Raw genomic sequence first — 20,202 nt, forward strand, 5'->3', positions numbered from 1 at the left:
GCCTCTCGGCGGCCTTGCGAAAAACAAATCCAAGTTAGACCATTTCAAATGGTTCGATGTCTGCCCGGATGCGACACAACTGGTGTGTCCATCCTCGCAGTATCCGGTTCTCAAGGTGCACGCCTGGCGGCTGATCCGGTCCGACCGGGCCGCGCGGCAAGGAGATATATTGCCAGACCGGAGGGGCGCCGGGGGCGGGAATCTGGGCGTACACATTTCCTACACAATTTGGGATCCGACTAACGTTTGCCAGCCGTTAACTACCGCTCACCGAGCATCTCTTTATATAAGGCAGTCTCATGGTTAAAGCGGATACGTTCCCCTAGCTAAAGCACAGCCAGCATCGAGCAACTCATCACGTTCTTCCACCGAGAACCCCTCGGCGTAGACGCGCACCACTGGTTCGGTCCCGCTAGGACGGACCAGCAGCCACGTGTCATCCTCGAATGCTAAACGCAAGCCATCCATATGACTAACGTTTTGCGGCACCTTGCCACAAATCGACTTGGGGTTTACGCCCGGCAGCAGGGTTCGTAACGTTTCGGCATCTTCGGCCTCAAGGCGCAAATCGCGTCGACCGTAACTCGTCTTACCAAAACTGTCCTCGAGTTGGTCGACCAGAACGCCCAAAGGCGCGTCCGTCTTTGCCATAAGCTCACACAGAATCAGACAGGCGAGGATTCCATCGCGCTCGGGCATATGCGCGGCGATGCCGATACCACCGGCTTCTTCGCCGCCTATGAGGACGCCACCCTTCTTCATCTCTGCCGCTATATATTTGAAACCGACTGGTTTGACGGTCACGCGGCAGCCAAGCGACTCGGCAATGCGACGCACGAGCGTCGAGCACGAAAGATTGACGACGACGCGCCCCTCCAAATTACGAAATTGAACCAAGTCGCCCAAAACGAGCGCCATGATCTGATGCGGATGTATATATCTGCCGCGCTCGTCAACCGCGCCGATACGGTCGGCGTCGCCGTCGGTCACCAGGCCAGCGCAAGCTCCGTCCTCGATAACCGTATGCTCGCAAGCGTCCACCCACGGCTCAACGGGGTCGGGGCAGATATCTTCTTGGTCAGGCGCCTGCCCGGCGTGAATCTCGTGCACCTCAACGCCCAGCTCGCGCAGCAAGTCGGCTAGATAGCCCTGGGCTGCGCCGCCCATGGGGTCAACAACCACGCGCAGGTGCGCGGCGCGGATGGCTTCGGCATCGACAAACGATGCCACCGCTTGCATATAGTCAGGAATGATATCCGCGGTGCGATATTGCCCCTCGATCCCCATTGGCTCGGGAGCCATGGTCTCTTCGAGCTCTTCGATGACATCCTGGTTGGCGGTCGAGCCGTCACCCATGCGAATCTTGAGACACAGATAACCCTGCGGATGATGGGACCCCGTCACCATGAGCGCGCCGCACGCCTCACCGTCATAAGCCGCCGCCCACGTAAGGGCAGGGGTCGGAACAGGTCGCGAAGCGAGCACGGCGTCTAGCCCGTGCGCTGCTAGCACACCCGCCGCAAGCTCAGCGAACTCGCGCGCCAGGGGCCGAGTGTCGAACCCTATATATACCGTTTTGCCCGGATTGGTCTTTTGCCACAACTCGCCGACGGCATCGGCGATACGGGCAACGTTATCGGCAGTGAAGTCCTCATCGACGCGAGCGCGCCAACCGTCAGTTCCAAAATGAATTATCGCGCACACGCGCAGACACCTCACAGTGTTTGGATCATGGTACGCATGAGGTATACCCGCGATACACACTCGGCAACCTACCGGCACCAGCATTCACCATTTGGGCAAATGCTGCCGAGGACATGCAAGCAATAAAAAAACCGCCCCATATGGAGCGGTTTTGCCCTTTATATATCGAGCGCCTCGGCCATCGCTGCCGTAGTGATTGCCGTGGTTCCACAGCAACTGCCCACCATTGCGGCACCGGCATGTCTCCATTCGATGCATGCGCGCGCGAAAGCTTCGGGGTTCTCGTGCCATACGGGGCCATCCTGAGTCTGGACCGGATCGCCCACGTTAGGACGCACCGTGACGGGAGTAGTCGCCGATGCAACCATCCTGGGCACCGCCGCGTTCGCGGCCGCAAGCGAACAACAATTAACACCAACCGAGTTTGCGCCGTGTTTTTCGGCGTACAAAACGGCTGCCTCGATGTTGAGGCCATCGCCCAACAGGTCGCCTTTGTCATCAACGACAAAACTCACCAGGACAGGCATGCCGCCAGCGGCATCTCGGGCCCCGGCAAGCATGGGCTGCAAATTACGGATAGACATCACCGTCTCGATCAGCAGACCATCAACACCAGCATTGAGCAAGGCGTGCGCCTGTTCGCGCGCAATGCCTCGGATCTCACGAAACTCGGCAGAGTCCTCGGCAAACCACTCAATACCGATCGGACCCATCGAGCCTAGCAGCAGCTGAGGGTGCGCCTGGCGGGCATCGTCGACGGCCCCGCGATTGACCTCCGCCACGGACGGCGCAATCTGGTCGTGCTTGAGGGCATAGCTTGATGCCTGAAAGGTATTGGTAATGAGTACCTGCGCGCCGGCGGCGACATACAAGCGATGGATACGAGAAACGGTCTGCGGCTCTGCCAGATTCCAAAACGCCGGTGGAATATCGGCGGCATCGTACTCACTCAACAGAACACTGCCCATGGGGCCCTGCGCCAACAAGGTCTCGCTCGACAAGCGGCGCGTAAGTTCCTCGGCACCAAAGCGGTTGTAATAACTCGTATCCATATATATCCCGCTATTCCTCGACGCTGATTCCCTGCTTTTCGAGATAGGCGAGCCAGCGGCTCATCGTGTCCTCGGATAGCGCATGCTCCATCATGCAGGCCTCGGAATCGGCTCGCTCAAATTCGACACCGAGCTCCTGAACCAAAAACGTGCGGATGAGGCGATGACGGTACCAGATAGCCGTGCCAACCTCGCGGCCGCGATCGGTCAGGATTACCTTGCCGTAGTGCGATTGCTCGACAAGCTCGGATGCCTTGAGCGCCGAAACCGCTTTATTGACCGATGCCTTGGAGACGCCAAGGCGCTGCGCGATGTCGACCGATCGCACGCCGTTGGTTTCCCCCTCTTCGCTTTCAATGCGAACCATGCACTCCAAGTAGTCTTCGTTCGCCACCGTCAGATGTAGTTCGCGCGAGCTATTTGTCGTATCCATGATCTTCCGTCCCTTCTGCATTCAATGGCTGATTCTACCCCATCCAAGCGTCGCGGTATGCCGTGGCATACCGTGCTAGAGTTCTTGTTGCACACGACGACCAAGATTGGAGCGGTCTTTATGGAAAACACCACCACAAACCCCGATGTCCTCGAGCGCTTTTTGCGCTACGTCCAGATCAACACGCAGTCCGAGGATGCAAACTGCGACCAGGTACCCTCGAGCGCCGTTCAGTTTGACCTTGCCAACGTGCTGGCTGAAGAGCTGCGCGAGCTTGGTGCGGAAGATGCCCACGTGACCGAGCACGCCTATGTCTGCGCGCATATCCCCGCAAGTGCGGGCGCTGAGGACAAGCCCGCCCTGGGCCTGATCGCCCATCTCGACACCACCGAAGTTGCACCGGGCGCCGGCGTGAAGCCGCACATCGTACACTACGAAGGCGGCGACCTGGTCTGCGGCACGGTTGACGGTAAGCCCGTTGCCATGAGCACCGCCAAGCTTCCCGCCCTGAACGACCTCGCGGATGAGGACCTGGTCTGCAGCGATGGCACCACGCTTCTGGGCGCGGACGACAAGGCAGGCGTCGCCGAGATCATGTCGCTTGTCGCGCGTATCGCTCAGGACCCTTCTCTGCCCCATCCCGCACTCGGCATTTGCTTCTGCCCTGACGAGGAGATCGGTCACGGAGCCGAGCTGTTGGATATCGATACCTTTGGCTGCAAGTACGCCTACACGGTCGACGGCGGCCCCATCGGCGAGCTGGAGTGGGAGTGCTTTAACGCCGCCGAGGCGACCATCCGCTTTGAGGGCCAGTCCATCCACCCGGGCGACGCCAAGGGCCGTATGGTCAACGCAGGCAATCTGTTCTGCGACTTCAACGCGTTGCTCCCCTACGTGCAGCGCCCGGAGTATACGGAAGGCTACGAGGGCTTTTATCACCTTGAGGGTGTATCTGCGACCGTCGATCACGCCACGGCGCGCTATATCGTCCGCGACCATGACGCCGCCAAGTTCCAGCAGAAACTCGACCTTGTTGATGCCGCCGCCTCGATGCTCAACCAGCGTCTGGGTGAGGAGCGCGTAACGGTCGAGATTAAGCAGCAGTATCGAAATATGGCCGAAATCGTTCGTGACTATCCCGAGCTTATTGATGTTGCCAAGGAAGCCTACCTTGCCTGCGGCGTTGAGCCCCAAGTGCTGCCGATTCGCGGCGGCACCGACGGCGCGCAGCTGTCGTTCCGCGGTCTGCCCTGCCCCAACCTTTCCACCGGCGGCTATTGCTATCACGGCGTCAACGAGTTCGTCCCGGTCAGTTCGCTCGTCAAGATGACCGACGTGCTCCAGGAGCTCGTCGCCCGCTTTGCATAGGGAACTTGAACAATCTAGGTAAGCAAAACCGCCCCGTCCTCAAAACCGAGAACGGGGCGGTTTTTGGTGCAAAGGGAGTAGTCAGCACCGCAGGTTGAGCCAACGTCAGCGAGCAACGTCCAAGGCGCACAAGTTGGCATGAAAAAGGCAGGGCATTGACCTTCTGGTCATGCCCTGCCTTTTGAATGACAAGTTGTCGCCTTGGGCGGCGCGCAGCGTCGAGCCGTTACGGCGTTTGGTAAAACGCCGTAACTTAGTAGTTGGCCTCGTAGCCGTTACCGTCGCCGGTGGGCTCTTCGTAGTAGTCCGAATCGCTCGAATCGCCTGAGTCATCGGAATCGTCAGAGCTGACCGATGAAGTTGCGGTACCGTTTGCGTAGTCGTCAGACGTGTTGTTGTTCAGGTCGCCGATCGTAGAACTGGAACCGTCGGAAAGACCCATGGTGTTGGGACCCTTGGGATCCTTGCCGGCATCGACGCGCTCCATCATTTCCTTGAGCTCGTCCTCGTAGACAAAGACGTAGCTCACACCGTCGATCATGGTGCTGTCGTCGGCGTACGAGGGCAGGTTGGCCGAGTAGATACCGTCGACATCCATACCGCGCATGGCGTTGACCGTAGCCACGATATCCTGAACGCTCATATCAGTTACGAGCATATCGGACAGCGAATTAACCAGGCCAAAGATCTTCGTGGCATCGAAGTTATTGAGAATCTGGTTGGCAAGGGCGCCAAGCACCTGACGCTGGTGGCGCATGCGCGTGTAATCGCCGTCGGCATAGGTGTAGCGGCAGCGGGCATAGGTAAGGGCGGTGGCACCGTCCATATGCTGCTGGCCAGCGGTAATCTTAATATCCAGGTGCTCGGGGTCGTCAACATCATCGGTTGCGTTAATGTCGATACCGCCAACCGAATCAATCAGCGCCTGCATACCGTCGAAGCTGACCTCGGCATAGTGGGAAATCTGAACACCGCACAGCTCGTTGACCGCCTCGACCATGGCCTCGGCGCCGCCAACGGTATGGCAGGCGTTGATCTTCATGGTCTCGCCCTTGTACTCGACCTTGGTGTCGCGCGGAACGGAAATGAGCGTCGCCTGCTTTTGCGTGGGGTCGATGCGTGCCAGGATAATCGAGTCGGCACGATACGTATCCTCGCCCGGACGGCCGTCGGTGCCAAGAAGCAGCACGTAGAACGGATCCTTTGCCTCATCGGTGTCAACCAGAACCCGACGCAGATTGTCAGTAATGACATTAGAATCGCCGAGCTTGCCCATAATGGTGGCAAACCACAGGCCGGCAGCGGTAGTGGCACTCAGCAGCACGCCAAGCACGACAATGAGCGCGACGTGACGAATCGTGTGGCTACGACGACGTTGGCGAGCGCGCTCGGAATAGCGAGCCACGTTATCGCGACTGTAGATCTTGGCCTGCGCACCAGTTGAGGGTCTTCGGGTGGTGGTATCCGCGAGGGGCTTTTTATTAAACATAGGCAACCTGTATTAGTAGATGACGGGATCGGGGACGGTAGCATGCTCGACATGCGCGCCAAGCGCCTGCAGCTTTTCGACAAACTGCTCGTAGCCACGCTTGATGTGATGGATGGCCGAAACCTCGGTCGTCCCGTCGGCAATCAAGCCCGCTACGACGAGGGCCGCTCCACCACGCAGATCGGGCGAGGTAACCTGTGCACCCGAGAAGCCCTTGACGCCATGGATCATGGCATGATGGCTCTCGATACGAATGTCGGCACCCATGCGCACCAGCTCAGAGGCAAACATAAAGCGATTCTCGAAGATGTTTTCGGTAATAACGGAACTGCCGTCGGCAAGGGCGGAGAGCACCATAATCTGCGCCTGCATGTCCGTCGGGAAGCCGGGGAACGGAAGCGTCTGGATGTCGACCGGCTTGATACGCTCGGCACGGCTCACATGGACGCCGTCGTCGGTACGCTCGCAATCGATGCCCATAAGCTCCATCTTCTTGAGCACCATGCCCAAGTGAATGGGGCAAAAGCCCGTGACATCGACACCGCGATCGTCGGCCATCAACGCACCGGCGACGATAAAGGTGCCGGCCTCGATGCGGTCGCCCACTACGCGATGGGTAACGGGATGCAGCTCTTCCACGCCCTCGATGGTCACGACAGGCGTACCGGCGCCGACAATCTTAGCGCCCATCTCGTTGAGCATGTTGGCGAGATCGACGATCTCGGGCTCGCGGGCGGCATTGTCGATAACCGTGGTGCCCTGTGCGCGCACAGAGGCCATGATGAGGTTCTCGGTCGCACCGACGCTGGCGAACTCGAGCGTGACGGTGGTACCGCGCAGACCTTGGGGCGCATTAGCGTTGATGTAGCCGTGGGCGGTATCGAACTCAACGCCCAGGGCCTCAAGACCAAGAATGTGCATATCGATCTTGCGAGCACCCAGGTTGCAGCCGCCCGGCATGGCAATTTTGGCGCGATGGAAGCGACCCAGCAGGGGTCCCATGACGGCGGTGGAAGCACGCATCTTGGCAACGAGCTCGTAGGGGGCCTCCCAAGAATCGACCTGAGAGGTATCAATCTCGAGCGTGTGCTCGTCGAGAACATCGATCGTAGCGCCCATGCCCTTGAGCACCTTGCCCATCACGTGGACATCGGAAATATCGGGCACGTTCTGCAGCGTCGTCTTGCCCGGCGCCAGAAGCGTTGCCGCCATGAGTTTGAGTGCGGAGTTCTTGGCGCCCGAAACGGGCACGGAGCCTCCGATGGCGTGGCCACCCTCAACGCGGATAATATCCAAGGTCTACCCTTTCAAAAAGCATGCCCGGGGTGGCTGGGCCATCCCGGGCATGATGTGTTCGCAAATGGTCGAACGCTAAATCGTTTGACTATTGGGCAAGCTTGAGCTTACACCATGCGATTTCATTATAGAGGTAGGCGCGGCGTGCATCATCCTCCGACAAATTACCCAGCTTCTCTTCAAAACCTTGAATATCAGCTTTAAGCTTGTCGGCATCGACGGTCGCCAAATCGCAAGCGCGCTCGGCGAGAACGGTCACGACATCGTCCGCAACCTGGGCATAGCCGCCGGCCACGGCAAACGTGTGGTCGACAGTGCCCATGGCCTTATCGGAAACGCGAACGTAACCGCGGTCGATCGTGCAGATCTCGCTGGAGTGAGCAGGCAGAACGCCAAACTCGCCATCCGTGGACGGAATCGACACAAACGCAGCGTCGCCCTCATAGGCGCAGCTCACGGGGCACACGATGCGGATACGCATAACCTACTTCTCCCCCATCTTGCGGGCGCGCTCGCGCACGTCCTCAATCGTGGAAGCATAGCGGAAAGCCTGCTCGGGCAGGTCATCGGCTTTGCCGTCGACAATCTCAGCGAAAGAACGGACGGTATCCTCGACGCGGACGTAGACACCGGGGTTGCCGGTGAACTTCTCGGCGACGTGGAAGGACTGCGAGAGGAACTGCTGAATCTTACGGGCACGATTGACCGTAAGGCGCTGCTCCTCGGACAGCTCGTCCATACCCAGAATGGCGATGATGTCCTGAAGGTCGGAGTACTCCTGCAGGAGCTCCTGGACCTTGACGGCGACACGGTAGTGCTCCTCGCCAACGATCGAGGGATCGAGAGCGTCCGAAGAAGACGCGAGCGGGTCGATAGCCGGGAACAGACCGAGCGACGAAATGCTACGCGAAAGAACCGTGGTGGCGTCGAGGTGCGTAAACGTCGTGGCAGGCGCCGGGTCGGTCAGGTCGTCTGCAGGGACGTAAACGGCCTGGACGGAGGTAATGGAGCCCGTCTTGGTCGAGGTGATGCGCTCCTGGAGGTCACCCATCTCGGTAGCCAGCGTGGGCTGGTAACCAACGGCAGAAGGCATACGACCCAGCAGTGCGGAAACCTCGGAACCGGCCTGGGAGAAGCGGAAGATGTTATCGATGAACAGCAGAACGTCCTGGCCACGATCGCGGAAGTACTCAGCGGTGGTAAGGCCGGCCAGACCGATGCGCAGACGCGCTCCAGGCGGCTCGTTCATCTGACCATAGACCAAGCAAGTCTTGTCGATAACGCCCGACTCGCTCATCTCGAGATAAAGGTCGGTACCCTCACGGGTACGCTCGCCGACGCCGGTGAACACCGAGGTGCCGCCGTGCTCCTGGGCGAGGTTGTTGATGAGCTCCTGAATCAGAACGGTCTTGCCGACGCCGGCGCCGCCGAACAGGCCTGTCTTGCCGCCACGGATGTAGGGCTCAAGCAGGTCGACGGCCTTAATGCCGGTCTCGAAGATCTCGGTCTTGGTGGTGAGCTCGTCAAAGCGGGGCGCCGCGTGGTGGATGGGGTAGAACTCCTCCACCTCGGGCATGGGCTTGCCGTCGACGGGCTTACCCATGACGTTCCAAATGCGGCCGAGCGTCTTGGGACCAACGGGCATCTTCATGGGCTCACCGGTATCGGTGGCGATGAGGCCGCGCTGCAGGCCATCGGTCGAGGACATGGCGACCGTGCGGACGACGCCGCCCGGAAGCTGGCTCTCGACCTCGAGGATCGTGCTCAGATGGCCGATCGGGGTCTCGGCCTCGACCGTGAGCGCGTTGTAGATCGGGGGCACCGCGCCGTCAAACTTGACGTCGACGACAGGGCCGATGATTCGCACGATGCGACCATCACCGGCAGTCGTCTTCTTGGTGGCTTCCTCGACCGCAAGCTGTACGGTGTTATTAGCCATTACTGTTCCTCCAATGCTGAGGCTCCGCCGACGATCTCGTTAATCTCGGTCGTGATCGAAGCCTGGCGCACGCGACTATACGTGCGGGTAAGGGTCGAGATGATCGCGGTGGCGTTTTCCGTCGCGGAGTGCATGGCCTTGCGGCGTGCACCCTGCTCGGCAGCCGCCGAATCGATCAGGGCCTGGTAGATGACCGTCAGGATATAAGACGGCACAAGCTTGCCGAGAACATGCTCGGGAGAGGGCACGAACTCGAACGTGGACGAGATGCGCTTAGGGGCGTCGGTCTCGTTCTTACGCGGACCGTGGGCCATAGCGATCATCTCGGGGTCGAGCGGCAACAGATGCTCGACGCGAAGCTCCTGATCCACGCGGTTCTTGGCGTGGTGGTAGACAAGCTCGACACGGTCAAGCTCACCGGCACGATACGCATCGCAGATATGAGAGGAGATCATGCGGGCCTGATTGAAATCGGGCTCGGAGGAGTTGCCCTCAAAGTGCATGACGACGTTTGCGCGGTCACGGAAATACGTGGCCGGTTTGCGCCCGCACGCGATGATCTCGCACTCGATGCCGTCGTTCGCCCAAGAAGCGGCGAGCTTTTCGGCCGTGCGCTCCACCGTCGTATTGAAACCGCCGGCAAGGCCGCGGTCCGAGGCAATAACGACAATCAGGCCATGCTTGACGCTCTCATGCTTCTGCAGCATGGGATCGGTGCCCGAACAGGAGGCGTCGCCGGCGACCGTCAACATGACGTCGGTCAGCGCCTCCTTATAGGGCTCGGCCTGCTTGGAGCGATCGAGGGCACGACGGATCTTGGCCGTAGAGACCATCTCCATCGTACGCGTGATCTGCTTGGTCGTGGTAACCGAGGAGATTCGCTTCTTAATGTCGCGAAGGTTGGCCATGGGGCTTAGTTCTCCTCTGATCCAGAAACATCCGAATGGTGCTTGGCCATGAACTGCTGCTTGAAGTCGCCGATGACGCGCAAGAGCTCAGCCTTGGTGTCATCATCGATCTTCTTGGCGCGAACCTTGTCGAGCAGCGAGCCAAAGCCATTGTCCATGTACTCGATGAGCTCGGCACGGAAAGGCAGCACGTCGGCGATCTCCAGGTCATCCAGGAAGCCCTCGTTGCCAGCGAACAGCGTAACGATCTGCTCGCCAACCTCAAACGGCTTGTAACGCGGCTGCTTCAGGAGCTCTGTCATGCGGGCACCATGGGTCAACTGCTTCTGAGTAGCCTCGTCGAGGTCGGAGCCGAACTGCGTAAAGCCGGCGAGCTCCTGGTACGAAGCGAGGTCCAGACGGAGGTTGCCGGCGACCTGCTTCATGGCCTTGGTCTGCGCATCGCCACCGACGCGGGACACGGAGATGCCCACGTCGACTGCCGGGCGCTGACCCTGGAAGAAGAGCTCGGACTGCAGGTAGATCTGACCATCGGTAATGGAAATGACGTTGGTCGGAATGTAAGCCGAGACGTCGCCGTCCTGGGTCTCGATGATCGGAAGAGCCGTCATGGAGCCGTAACCGTTCTTCTTGGACATCTTGACGGCACGCTCGAGCAGACGAGAGTGCAGGTAGAAGATGTCGCCAGGATAGGCCTCGCGTCCGGGCGGACGATGCAGCGTCAGCGACATCTGACGGTAGGCCACAGCCTGCTTGGACAGGTCGTCGTAGATGACGAGCACGTGGCCGCCGGGGTTGGTCTCGCTGGCGGGCTTACCGTCCTCGCCGTTGTACATGAAGAACTCGCCGATAGCGGCACCGGCCATAGGCGCGATGTACTGCATAGGGGCGGAATCGGCAGCGGTGGCCGAAACGATGATGGTGTAGTCGAGCGCACCGTGCTGAGCGAGGGTCTCGCGGATGTTGGCAACCGTGGAGGCCTTCTGGCCGATGGCGACATAGATGCAGACCATGCCCTTGCCGCGCTGGTTGAGGATAGCGTCGATGGCGATGGCGGTCTTACCGGTCTTACGGTCGCCGATGATGAGCTCACGCTGACCGCGGCCAATAGGCACCATGGAGTCGATAGCGAGCAGACCGGTCTGAACCGGCTCGCACACCGGGGTACGATCGATGACGCCGGGAGCCTTGAACTCGATGGGGCGACGGTGCGTGGCGACGATGTCGCCCAGGCCGTCGATGGGCTGGCCGAGCGGATTGACGACGCGGCCGAGCATGGCACGGCTCACGGGGATATCCATAATGCGGCCAGTGGTGCGGCACTCGTCGCCTTCCTTGATGGAGTCGACGGCACCAAACAGAACGGCGCCGACCTCGTCACGGTCAAGGTTCTGGGCAAGGCCGAAGACGGTCTCACCGGTATCGGAGCTCTTGAACTCCAGAAGCTCGCCTGCCATGGCGCTCTTGAGGCCGGAGACGCGCGCGATGCCGTCGCCTACCTCGTCGACCGTTGAAACCTCATGCGTATCGACCGTCGCGGAGAGGCTCGTGAGCTGCTCCTGCAGTTTCTTGGCGATATCCTGGGCATTGAGGGTTTCGGACATTAGGCTTCACCTCCGTACGAATTAGCAGAGTTTGCGAGGGTCTCCTGCGCGATGCGCAGCTGCGTCTTGACGGAGATGTCACGACGCTCGCCGCGGGCCTCGAGCACCAGGCCGCCCACGATAGACGGGTCGACCTGCTCGATAAGGAATACCTTGCGGCCGAAGTCCTGCTCGCATTTCTTAGTGATGGTTTGACGCAGCTCGTCGTCGAGCGGGATCGCCGTGGTGACGGTCACGCCCACTACATCCTCGTCTTCCTCGGCAACATACTTAAAGGCAGCTGCCACCTTGGGAAGAAGGTCGAGCTGGTCGCGCTTGGACATGGTGTCGAGCACGGCGATGATCTCGGGGCTGGCGCTAGCCAGGCGCTCGATCATCTCGAGGTCCTCGAACACATGGTTCTCGGCCTTGGCGGCTTCCAAAAGGGAGCGCGCGTAGGTCTCGAGTACCTTGTCCTGATAGCGGCTAGTCGGCATTCAGGCTACCTGCTTCCTGGATGTAGCGCTCGATGAGCTTCTTCTGCTCGGACTCGTCCTCGAGTGCCTCGCCCACGATCTTGGTGGCGACGGCAACGGACAGGTCGGCGATGGAGTTCGCGGCACCGGCGTAGATGGACTTGCGCTCGTCCTCGACGGTCGTATGGGCCTTGGCGATGATCTCCTCGGCCTCCTTGTGAGCAGCCTCGATGATACGGGCGCGCTCGGACTCGGCGTCCTTACGGGCCTCGAGAACGATGTCGGCAGCCTGACGACGGGCGTCGGTGACGATCGAGTCGGACTCAGCGCGCTTGGCGATAGCCTCCTGCTTGGTCTTCTCGGCCTCGTCGAGGCTCTCCTCGATCTTCTTGCCGCGCTCCTCCATGGTTTTCATGATGCCCGGCAGGGCGACCTTGGCCAGCACGATCCAGATAATCAGGAAGGCGATAAGCGCCGGGATGAACTCCGCCATCTTAGGGATGAGGATGTCCGCACCGGCGGCGCCGTCCTCGGCGAACGCGGAAACCGGCATGAGCAGCGCGGCCGCGGACGCGGAGAGTGCGATCGCGCTCTTCTGGGATGAAAGATTCATACTTGACGCTCCGTGCTATTTAACGATCAGCGCGACAACGAAGCCGATCAGAGCCAGAGCCTCGCCGAAGGCGGAGCCCATGATGAAGACGGTGAACACGCGGCCCTGGACCTCAGGCTGACGGGCCATAGCACCCGTAGCACCCAGAGCAGACAGGCCGATAGCAAGACCAGCGCCGATAACACCGAGACCGTAACCGATAACTCCCACGATTCCTCCTTTGTCGTGCGTGTCTTATTTCACGCAGGATAACCTTTTTATAACTGCCGGGCTCCATGGGTACGGGCACCGGCGGTTTAACGAATTGCCTTACCTTTAAGGCGCGAACGGAAGACTACTCCTCCTCCGCGACCTCCTCTGCCTCGGAGACATACACGGCGGTAAGGACCGTGAAGACGTAAGCCTGGATGGCGCCGACCACAAGCTCGATCGCATAGATCAGGATGAGGATGGCAAGCCAGGCCAGCGAAGGCAGGGCGCCGACGGCGTGGGCCGCGGAAACCTGCTGAAGCAGCGGCTGCATGAACATGCTCGCCATGATGGCAAACGAGCCCATGACCACGTGTCCTGCGAACATGTTGCAGAACAGACGGACGGCAAGCGTGATGAGGCGCAGGAAGGTCGAGAAAAGCTCGACGACCCACACGAGCACGTTCATCGGGAAGCTCACGCCCTGCGGGGCGAGGCTCTTGATGTAGCCGATCACGCCGTGAGCCTTGCATCCGTAGTAGATGAAGTACACGAAGGCGAAAATGGCGAGTGCGGCGGTGGAGCCGATTGCGCCGGTGCCGGGCTTCATTCCCGGGATCAGGCCGATCATGTTATTGATCAGGATGAACAGGAAAAGCGAGCACAGGAATGGGAAGTGCTTCTTCCAGTTCTCACCCACGACACCCTTGCCGATATCGTTCTCGACGTACTCGATGATGTACTCGAAACCGTTGACGAAGAAGCCCTTGGGAACCAGGGTCTGCTTCTTCTTGAACACGGCCAGGACGATCAGGAGCACGATCGTGGAGACGATCAGCCAAAACGAGTACTGCGTGATGCCGCAGCTCAGATCGCCCACGACAGGGGTGGAGCTGAACTCGCTGACCAGATGATTAATCTCATCAGGCAGCTTTTCAAAAATTTCCACGACTTACCTTTCGACCTCATGAGGATCTCGCAGCGCCTTGGCGACGCGAACCGTGCAGGCGGCCATAAAGGCCACGAAGCCGATCGCCTCGCCCAGGAGGAACATACGAAATGCCTCTCCGAACAACGCAAACACAACCAGGGTAAAGACGAGCAGGGCGACTGCCGAGACCGCCAGACTCACCATACCCTTGAGCATGTCCGCATTCTGTTTATCGTCAAGAACCGGCTTGAGCGTAAAGACAAAGGGAAGGAAGGCAATTGCGCCCGCGATGGCGCCTGCAACGATAGCGAGCAGATCGGCTATCTGAAACATTGGCGTCCTCACTTTCCTTTTTTAACGCCTCACAGAACAGTTCCCGCCAAACATTGGTGACTATTGTACGAGCCAATCGCTAAAGTACAACCGAAAAAGCATCGGTTAATACGCACCTGTTCGTTTTCTTAAGACCTTCTTTATGCCGCAGGTACGGTAATACGTTTTTCTCGAACCCTGCAGGGCAAAACGTCCGTTAACAGGAGTGCGCGCGGTCGCCTTTTGTTCGACCGCGCGCACCGTTTCTTCGTATTTGCAGCCGCGGCCGTCTTAGCCCAGCGACTAGAGCGTGCCGAAGATGCGGTCGCCGGCGTCGCCGAGGCCGGGAACGATGTAGGCGGCCTCGTTGAGATGGTCGTCGATGGCGCAGGTATAGATATGCACATCAGGATCCTTCTCAGTCAGCGACTTGAGGCCCTCGGGGGCCGCGACGATGCACAGCATGCAGATGTCCTTGACACCGCGCTCGCGCAGGTAGCTGATGGCCATCTCGGCCGAACCGCCCGTGGCAAGCATGGGGTCGACGACCAGGCAGATGCGCTGGTCGATATCCTTGGGCATCTTGCAGTAATACTCGTGCGGCTCGTGGGTGACCTCGTCGCGCTCCATGCCGATGTGGCCCACGCGAGCGGAGGGCACCAGGTCGAGGATGCCGTCGACCATGCCAAGGCCCGCACGCAGGATGGGCACGATGGCGAGTTTCTTGCCGGCAAGCTGTTTGAACGTGGCGGTAGTGATGGGGGTCTCGACCTCGACGTCTTCCATGGGCAGGTCGCGCATGGCCTCGTAGCCGTCAAAAAGTGCGAGCTCGCGCACAAGCTGGCGGAACTGGTTGGTGCCGGTGTTTTTGTCGCGCAGGATCGACAGCTTGTGCTGGACGAGCGGGTGGTCGACAAGCGTCACACGGGACGCGTCGTAGGTGACGGTCATGGGTTGATTGCCCCTTTCGTTGCGGCCGCAAAACGACCTTGCTGACAAGGCGCGAAGCAATGTTGCCGCCGCACGCCATGCATTAGTTTAGCGGTTTGTTATATCGAGCAGCCCATCACAGCCCTACTGTGCGATGCTGAGCGAGCGCCTGACTGCATCACGCCAGCCCGCAAGGTTTTGCTCGCGGCGCTCGGCGGACATGTGGGGAAGGAAGGTCCTAACGATCTGGGCATTTTGCTCCAGTTCTTCCAGGTCTTCCCAATAGCCGACGGCAAGACCCGCCAAGTACGCGGCACCGATTGCCGTGGTCTCCACCGTCTCGCATTGCAGCACGGGGATATCCAGCAGGTCGGCCTGGAATTGCATGATGAACTCGTTGCGTGAGGCGCCGCCATCGACGGACAGGCGCTCAATCGAAAGTCCCACGTCCTGCTCCATGGCGCGCAGCACGTCATAACTCTGGTAGGCCATGGACTCGCAGGCCGCACGCACAATGGTCGCGCGACTCGAGGCACCGGTCAGGCCGCACACGATACCGCGGGCACGCGGGTCCCACCAGGGAGCGCCCAGGCCAGCGAAGGCGGGGACGAAGTAGCAGCCCTCGTTGTCGTTGATCGAAGCGGCGAGTTGCGCGGACTCGCTCACACTCGAGATGATGCCCATGTTGTTGCGCAGCCAGTTCATGGTTGAGCCGGCGGCAAAGATAGAACCCTCGAGCGCATAGCTGATCTTGCCGTCCGCGGCGATACCGATCGTGGAGACCAGACCGTTCTTGGATTCGACGATCTCGTCGCCGGTGTTCATGAGCATAAAGCAACCCGTGCCATAGGTGTTTTTGGTCTGGCCGGGATGGAAGCAGCAGTGGCCGAACAGCGACGCCTGCTGGTCGCCCGCCACGCCCATGATGGGTGGCATGTTGGTCATGATGTCGCTCGCGACGCGGCCGTAGTCGCCCGAGCTCCAACGAACCTCGGGCATCATGGAACGTGGGACGTCGAAAAGCGCCAGCAGATCGTCGTCCCAATCGAGCGCATGGATATTAAAGAGCGCGGTGCGGCTGGCATTGGTGTAGTCGGTGGCAAAGACCTGACCGCCGGTGAGGTTGTAGATGAGCCAGGTGTCGATGGTGCCGAACATGAGGTCGCCCGCCGCCGCGCTCTCACGCGCACCGTCGACGTTATCGAGAATCCACTGCACCTTGGAGGCCGAGAAATACGGGTCGAGCGTAAGCCCCGTGCGGGAGCGCACCAGCTCTTCTGCGCCCTGCTCAACCAGCTCGTCGATCAGAGGCGCGGTGCGACAGCATTGCCACACGATGGCGTTATAGATGGGCTGGCCGCTTATGCGGTCCCACACTACCGTGGTCTCGCGCTGATTGGAGATACCGATGGCGGCGATGCGGTCAGAATGGATGCCGCTCTTAAACTGAACCTCCATCATCACGCCGATCTGGCTGGCAAGCACCTCCGTGGGATCCTGCTCCACCCAGCCGGGGCGCGGGAAGCTGGTTTTGACGCTACGGCGCGCCTGGGCGACGATGCAGCCGTACTCGTCGACGATGGTCGCGAGTACCGAGGTGGTGCCGCAGTCGAGCGCCATGATGTAGGAACCGCCAAAGCTAAACGAGGCGTCTTCCATACCCAGGCTACCTAGATTCAACGACATCGCTTACACCTTTCTATTGCATCGGGTCGGACAGGACCCGTTCGATCTCTGATGCGGGAAGCGCGCCTTGGCGCAGGATCCGGAGCTCGCCGTGCTGAAACGACACGATGGTTGAGGCGTCGCGACACGGGGTCTCACCGGCGTCGACAGCCACATCGACCCCCTCCAGGATGCGACCCTCGACGGCGGCAAAGCTTGCCGGCGAAGGCGCGCCGTGTGTGTTGGCGCTCGTGCAGGCAAGGGGACTGCCGCAGGCGCGGATGAGCGCTTGGACCACGGGCGAGGCCGAAGCGCGAAGTGCCACCGTGTCGTCGGCGGCGCGCATAAAGGTCGGCACGCAGGGGGCCGCCTTGACCACGATAGTCAGGGCGCCCGGCCAGCATCGTCGGGCGAGCACGCGGGCCTCGTTAGGGATATCCACGCCATAGCGGTCGAGTGCCTCGGCATCATCGACCAGCCAGGCAACCGTTTGGGTGAGCTCGCGCTGCTTGAGGGTAAAGATGCGACGATATCCGGTACCGAGGGCGGGGGCCGCGGCGCCGTTGACGGTGGCCTGCGGATCGCGCGGCCACGGCAGAGGTTCACTTGTATCTTGTGGAACGGCATCCGAGAAGGCGTTGACCGCCACGGCGACACCGTAGACCGTCTCGGTTGGAATAAGCGCCAGGCCACCGCGACCGAGTAGCTCGGCCGTGCGCTCGACTGCAAGCCGATGCGGCTCGCGCGCTCCCTCGTATACCCGATAGACCGTCTGCATGTGTATGCCAGCCCCTTACGCTCTAGTGCAAGTTTGTTTACTGTGGGGCATTCTCGCACGAAACGTTCAACCTATTTGCCCAGAGCGCATGTTGGTTTGGTGAGCGGCTCTAGTAGTCGGTGAAAGTGAGGGGGTTATTGGACAGCTACGAACTTCTTTGGTCTTCCGGCGTGACGTTCTTGGGCGGCGTAACGTTCGATGCTGTCTATCGTTATCATCCGACGACCGTCGACGAGTTCAACATCGAGCTTTCCGGCTTTGACCAGCGCGGTGATCCGCGGAGCGGAGACTTTGAGGTCCAGTGCTGCGTCTTTAAATGTGCGGCACGCCGCTTCCCGAGCGCCCTCGTGGTCGATTTCGACTGAAAGGGCCACGACCTCGGCCGAGCGTTCGTACCCTGCCGGAGTCAAACCGTTGTTGAGATCGTCGGCCAAAAACGCCATCAGCGCCTCGGTGGCATGGGCAATCGCTTCTTCGCGCGTATCGCCATCGGCAAAGGCGCCGGGAATCTGCGGGAAGCTGGCGCAGTAACCGTCGTCTTCTTTTATGAGAACGCAGTCATAGGTAAATCGCTGCCTCATTTTGCCTCCAACTACCATCCAGCTTGGCGACGAATACTTGCCCACGTGCCCTTCTTTGGTCGATCACCACCAGAGCCGTTCACGGTGACAGCACGGTCACCAGAAACATACTTAGCATGACTACCGACTTGCGCGACCTTCACGAATCCATCGTGCTTGAGTAGGGCAATGATTTCCCGAAAGGTAGGAGGTTGCATGGGCCGACCTCTTTCAGCCGTCCTAATTATAAACTACTTTATAATTTTTGCTAACCAGTTAATAAATATTACTGGCGCTGTTTGGGCTCGGTGACGATGGCTCGGACGATGCGGGGGCGATCGGTGAGGTCGTGGACGATACGCACGTCCGAAAGGCCTGCCTGGCGACAGAGCTCGGCCGCGGCATCGAGGGCGCCCTCGTAGAGCTCGCAGGCAAACAGGCCGCCGGCGCGCAGCATGTAAGGCGCCGCATTGAGCAGGCGGCGGAAGATGTCCAGGCCGTCGGCACCGCCCTCGAGCGCCAAGTCGGGCTCAAAGTCCTTGACCTCGTGCGGCAGCGAGCGCATGACGCCGGTCGGGATGTAGGGCGGGTTGGAAACGAGCACGTCGAAGGTGCCCCACTCTTCGCGGGGAATGGAGCTCACCAGGTTGGTGAGACTAAAGGCAACCTCATCTGCCGTGAGGCCGAGCGCGTCGCGGTTTTTGGTGGCCAGATCGATGGCGCGTGGCTCGATATCGGTGGCGGTGCAGGTAACGTGGCCGCGGCGCTCCCAGGCAAGGGAGAGCGAGATGCAGCCCGTGCCGCAGCCGACCTCGAGAACGCGGGCGATACGGGGCTCGGCTGGGGCAGGCGCAGCGGCATCCTGAGCCGAAGCCGTCTCCTGGCCGGCACCCTCGATGGCGATGCCGTATTCGTCGAGCTCGGGCTCGGCGGCTTCCGCGGCTTCGGCTTCTGCTGCCTGCGCGGCGGCTTCCTCGGCCTCGCGGTCGGCCAGCTCCTCGGCATAGGCGCGGCTGCCCAATACGTCGCCACCTAGCGCCGCCTCGTCGGCGGCCGTCAGGTTAGCGGCACGGCGCTCGGCGGTCGCGCGTTCGTCTGCCAGCGCGGCCTCGGCCTTGCGTGCCTCCTCAACCTCATCGTTCCAGGGCAGCTCAACGCGCTGACGAGCGGCAGCCTCGGGGCTCAGCACCTCGGCATCCAGATAATTGAGGACTTCCTCGACGAGCATCTCGGTCTCGGGACGCGGAATGAGCACGCCGGGGGCGCACGCGACGTCGATCATGCGAAACTGCGTGCTGCCGGTGATGTACTGCAGCGGTTCACCTTTAGCGCGACGAACAACGGCCGCGTGCATGGTCTCGAGCTGAGCCGCGTTAAGCGTCTCGTCCATACGCATATATAGGTCAATGCGCGCCAGGCCCGTGGCGGCGCACAGCAGCCACTCGGCAGAAAGACGGGGGTGCTCCTCGCCGCGCTCGGCCAGATACTCCTTGGTCCACTCGAGACAACGCTTGATGGCCCAAATCTCGTTTGCCATGGGGCCCTCCCCTCTTAAGCGCCGGGCGGCGCGCGAATGTCGGAGCAGATTGTACGCGAGGCCAGCGCTTGGCAAGGGACAATTGAAGGCGATTATCGAGAATCAGCCCAGATTTTTGCTTGGAACCTGCCTGAAATGTTCATTCATCGACGTCTAAATCTGCATTCGTCAAGCTTTTGGCAAAGTTGCCCCAAAACTGACCAATATCTAACCAAGAACTTGCCAAATCACTTGACGCGCGACGCGGTAAAAATCACCCCGCGACTTCTTGAACGATTTTTCGAGCAATATTTTCAATTGCAGATGAAGGCTGCTGATTACTTTAAGCAGTTAGACAGCTTAATTTCTAACAAAGCAGATTAAATAAACTTGAAAAGTAATTTACCAAACCTAGTCATTTAAGAACGTCCCCAATGACTACCCCGCATCCGGAGCAAGG

Annotated in this window: 22 protein-coding genes; 2 read left to right on the forward strand and 20 right to left on the reverse strand. The window is 60.2% G+C overall.

Going from position 1 to position 20,202, the window contains the following annotated elements; translation table 11 throughout:
- Positions 1-303: 303 nt before the first annotated feature.
- From ABHT90_RS07635 to ABHT90_RS07645, 3 genes are all read right to left on the reverse strand, one after another.
- Positions 304-1,704 carry a phosphoglucomutase/phosphomannomutase family protein gene (locus ABHT90_RS07635; protein WP_346982124.1) on the reverse strand — a complete coding sequence of 467 codons (1,401 nt, stop codon included), beginning with the start codon at positions 1,702-1,704 and terminating at the stop codon, positions 304-306.
- Positions 1,705-1,862: 158 nt separating this feature from the next.
- Complete coding sequence (locus ABHT90_RS07640; RefSeq protein ID WP_346982125.1) at positions 1,863-2,756, reverse strand: homocysteine S-methyltransferase family protein; 894 nt, start codon at positions 2,754-2,756, stop codon at positions 1,863-1,865.
- A gap of 10 nt (positions 2,757-2,766) precedes the next feature.
- Complete coding sequence (locus ABHT90_RS07645; RefSeq protein ID WP_040359600.1) at positions 2,767-3,189, reverse strand: metal-dependent transcriptional regulator; 423 nt, start codon at positions 3,187-3,189, stop codon at positions 2,767-2,769.
- 120 nt (positions 3,190-3,309) lie between these two features.
- Here ABHT90_RS07645 and pepT point away from each other — a divergent pair, with 120 nt between their 5' ends.
- Positions 3,310-4,557, forward strand: coding sequence for a peptidase T (gene pepT, locus ABHT90_RS07650; protein WP_346982126.1), 1,248 nt, complete (start codon positions 3,310-3,312; stop codon positions 4,555-4,557).
- Positions 4,558-4,810: 253 nt separating this feature from the next.
- Here the strand turns inward: pepT and ABHT90_RS07655 are convergent, their stop codons facing one another.
- The 17 genes from ABHT90_RS07655 to ABHT90_RS07730 all read right to left on the reverse strand — a co-directional run bounded on the left by ABHT90_RS07655 (position 4,811) and on the right by ABHT90_RS07730 (position 19,763).
- A complete protein-coding gene (locus ABHT90_RS07655; RefSeq protein ID WP_346982127.1) occupies positions 4,811-6,046 on the reverse strand; it encodes an LCP family protein in 1,236 nt (411 codons plus the stop codon).
- A 12-nt stretch (positions 6,047-6,058) separates the two neighbouring features.
- Positions 6,059-7,342 carry a UDP-N-acetylglucosamine 1-carboxyvinyltransferase gene (gene murA / locus ABHT90_RS07660; protein ID WP_040359596.1) on the reverse strand — a complete coding sequence of 428 codons (1,284 nt, stop codon included), beginning with the start codon at positions 7,340-7,342 and terminating at the stop codon, positions 6,059-6,061.
- Between the two features lie 88 nt (positions 7,343-7,430).
- A complete protein-coding gene (atpC, locus tag ABHT90_RS07665; protein WP_006235718.1) occupies positions 7,431-7,823 on the reverse strand; it encodes an ATP synthase F1 subunit epsilon in 393 nt (130 codons plus the stop codon).
- A 3-nt stretch (positions 7,824-7,826) separates the two neighbouring features.
- Complete coding sequence (gene atpD / locus ABHT90_RS07670; protein WP_346982128.1) at positions 7,827-9,281, reverse strand: F0F1 ATP synthase subunit beta; 1,455 nt, start codon at positions 9,279-9,281, stop codon at positions 7,827-7,829.
- Positions 9,281-10,189 (reverse strand): ATP synthase F1 subunit gamma, encoded by a 909-nt coding sequence (atpG, locus tag ABHT90_RS07675; protein WP_006235716.1) that lies wholly within the window; start codon positions 10,187-10,189, stop codon positions 9,281-9,283. Before atpG ends, atpD begins: the two co-directional genes overlap by 1 nt.
- A 5-nt stretch (positions 10,190-10,194) precedes the next feature.
- Entirely contained in the window at positions 10,195-11,793 is a 1,599-nt protein-coding gene (gene atpA, locus ABHT90_RS07680; protein ID WP_035138794.1) for a F0F1 ATP synthase subunit alpha, read from the reverse strand.
- Positions 11,793-12,269, reverse strand: coding sequence for a F0F1 ATP synthase subunit delta (locus tag ABHT90_RS07685; RefSeq protein ID WP_006235713.1), 477 nt, complete (start codon positions 12,267-12,269; stop codon positions 11,793-11,795). Before ABHT90_RS07685 ends, atpA begins: the two co-directional genes overlap by 1 nt.
- Positions 12,259-12,861 carry a F0F1 ATP synthase subunit B gene (gene atpF, locus ABHT90_RS07690; protein WP_346978685.1) on the reverse strand — a complete coding sequence of 201 codons (603 nt, stop codon included), beginning with the start codon at positions 12,859-12,861 and terminating at the stop codon, positions 12,259-12,261. Before atpF ends, ABHT90_RS07685 begins: the two co-directional genes overlap by 11 nt.
- 15 nt (positions 12,862-12,876) lie before the next feature.
- Complete coding sequence (locus tag ABHT90_RS07695) at positions 12,877-13,071, reverse strand: ATP synthase subunit c family protein (protein WP_022094262.1); 195 nt, start codon at positions 13,069-13,071, stop codon at positions 12,877-12,879.
- Positions 13,072-13,195: 124 nt separating this feature from the next.
- The gene (gene atpB / locus ABHT90_RS07700) at positions 13,196-13,999 is read right to left on the reverse strand and encodes a F0F1 ATP synthase subunit A (protein ID WP_022094263.1); all 804 of its coding nucleotides are present in this window, start codon (positions 13,997-13,999) and stop codon (positions 13,196-13,198) included.
- Positions 14,000-14,002: 3 nt separating this feature from the next.
- Entirely contained in the window at positions 14,003-14,314 is a 312-nt protein-coding gene (locus ABHT90_RS07705) for a hypothetical protein (RefSeq protein WP_118376864.1), read from the reverse strand.
- Positions 14,315-14,596: 282 nt separating this feature from the next.
- A complete protein-coding gene (gene upp / locus ABHT90_RS07710) occupies positions 14,597-15,244 on the reverse strand; it encodes a uracil phosphoribosyltransferase (protein ID WP_346978687.1) in 648 nt (215 codons plus the stop codon).
- Positions 15,245-15,367: 123 nt separating this feature from the next.
- Entirely contained in the window at positions 15,368-16,909 is a 1,542-nt protein-coding gene (gene glpK, locus ABHT90_RS07715) for a glycerol kinase GlpK (RefSeq protein WP_346982129.1), read from the reverse strand.
- Positions 16,910-16,922: 13 nt separating this feature from the next.
- Entirely contained in the window at positions 16,923-17,666 is a 744-nt protein-coding gene (locus tag ABHT90_RS07720; RefSeq protein ID WP_346978690.1) for an L-threonylcarbamoyladenylate synthase, read from the reverse strand.
- Positions 17,667-17,800: 134 nt separating this feature from the next.
- The gene (locus ABHT90_RS07725) at positions 17,801-18,292 is read right to left on the reverse strand and encodes a type II toxin-antitoxin system HicB family antitoxin (protein WP_346978691.1); all 492 of its coding nucleotides are present in this window, start codon (positions 18,290-18,292) and stop codon (positions 17,801-17,803) included.
- Positions 18,259-18,444: a type II toxin-antitoxin system HicA family toxin gene (locus ABHT90_RS10020; protein WP_368156890.1), complete on the reverse strand. Its 186-nt coding sequence runs from the start codon at positions 18,442-18,444 to the stop codon at positions 18,259-18,261. The genes ABHT90_RS07725 and ABHT90_RS10020 overlap by 34 nt, the downstream gene beginning before the upstream one ends.
- Before the next feature lie 68 nt (positions 18,445-18,512).
- Positions 18,513-19,763, reverse strand: a complete 1,251-nt coding sequence (locus tag ABHT90_RS07730) for a N5-glutamine methyltransferase family protein (RefSeq protein WP_346982131.1) — start codon at positions 19,761-19,763, stop codon at positions 18,513-18,515.
- A 36-nt stretch (positions 19,764-19,799) separates the two neighbouring features.
- Between ABHT90_RS07730 and ABHT90_RS07735 the strand changes: the two genes are divergently transcribed.
- The gene (locus ABHT90_RS07735) at positions 19,800-20,126 is read left to right on the forward strand and encodes a hypothetical protein (protein ID WP_346982133.1); all 327 of its coding nucleotides are present in this window, start codon (positions 19,800-19,802) and stop codon (positions 20,124-20,126) included.
- The last annotated feature ends 76 nt before the right edge of the window (positions 20,127-20,202 follow it).

Source organism: Collinsella aerofaciens, assembly GCF_039758815.1.
Taxonomy (GTDB): domain Bacteria; phylum Actinomycetota; class Coriobacteriia; order Coriobacteriales; family Coriobacteriaceae; genus Collinsella; species Collinsella aerofaciens_BP.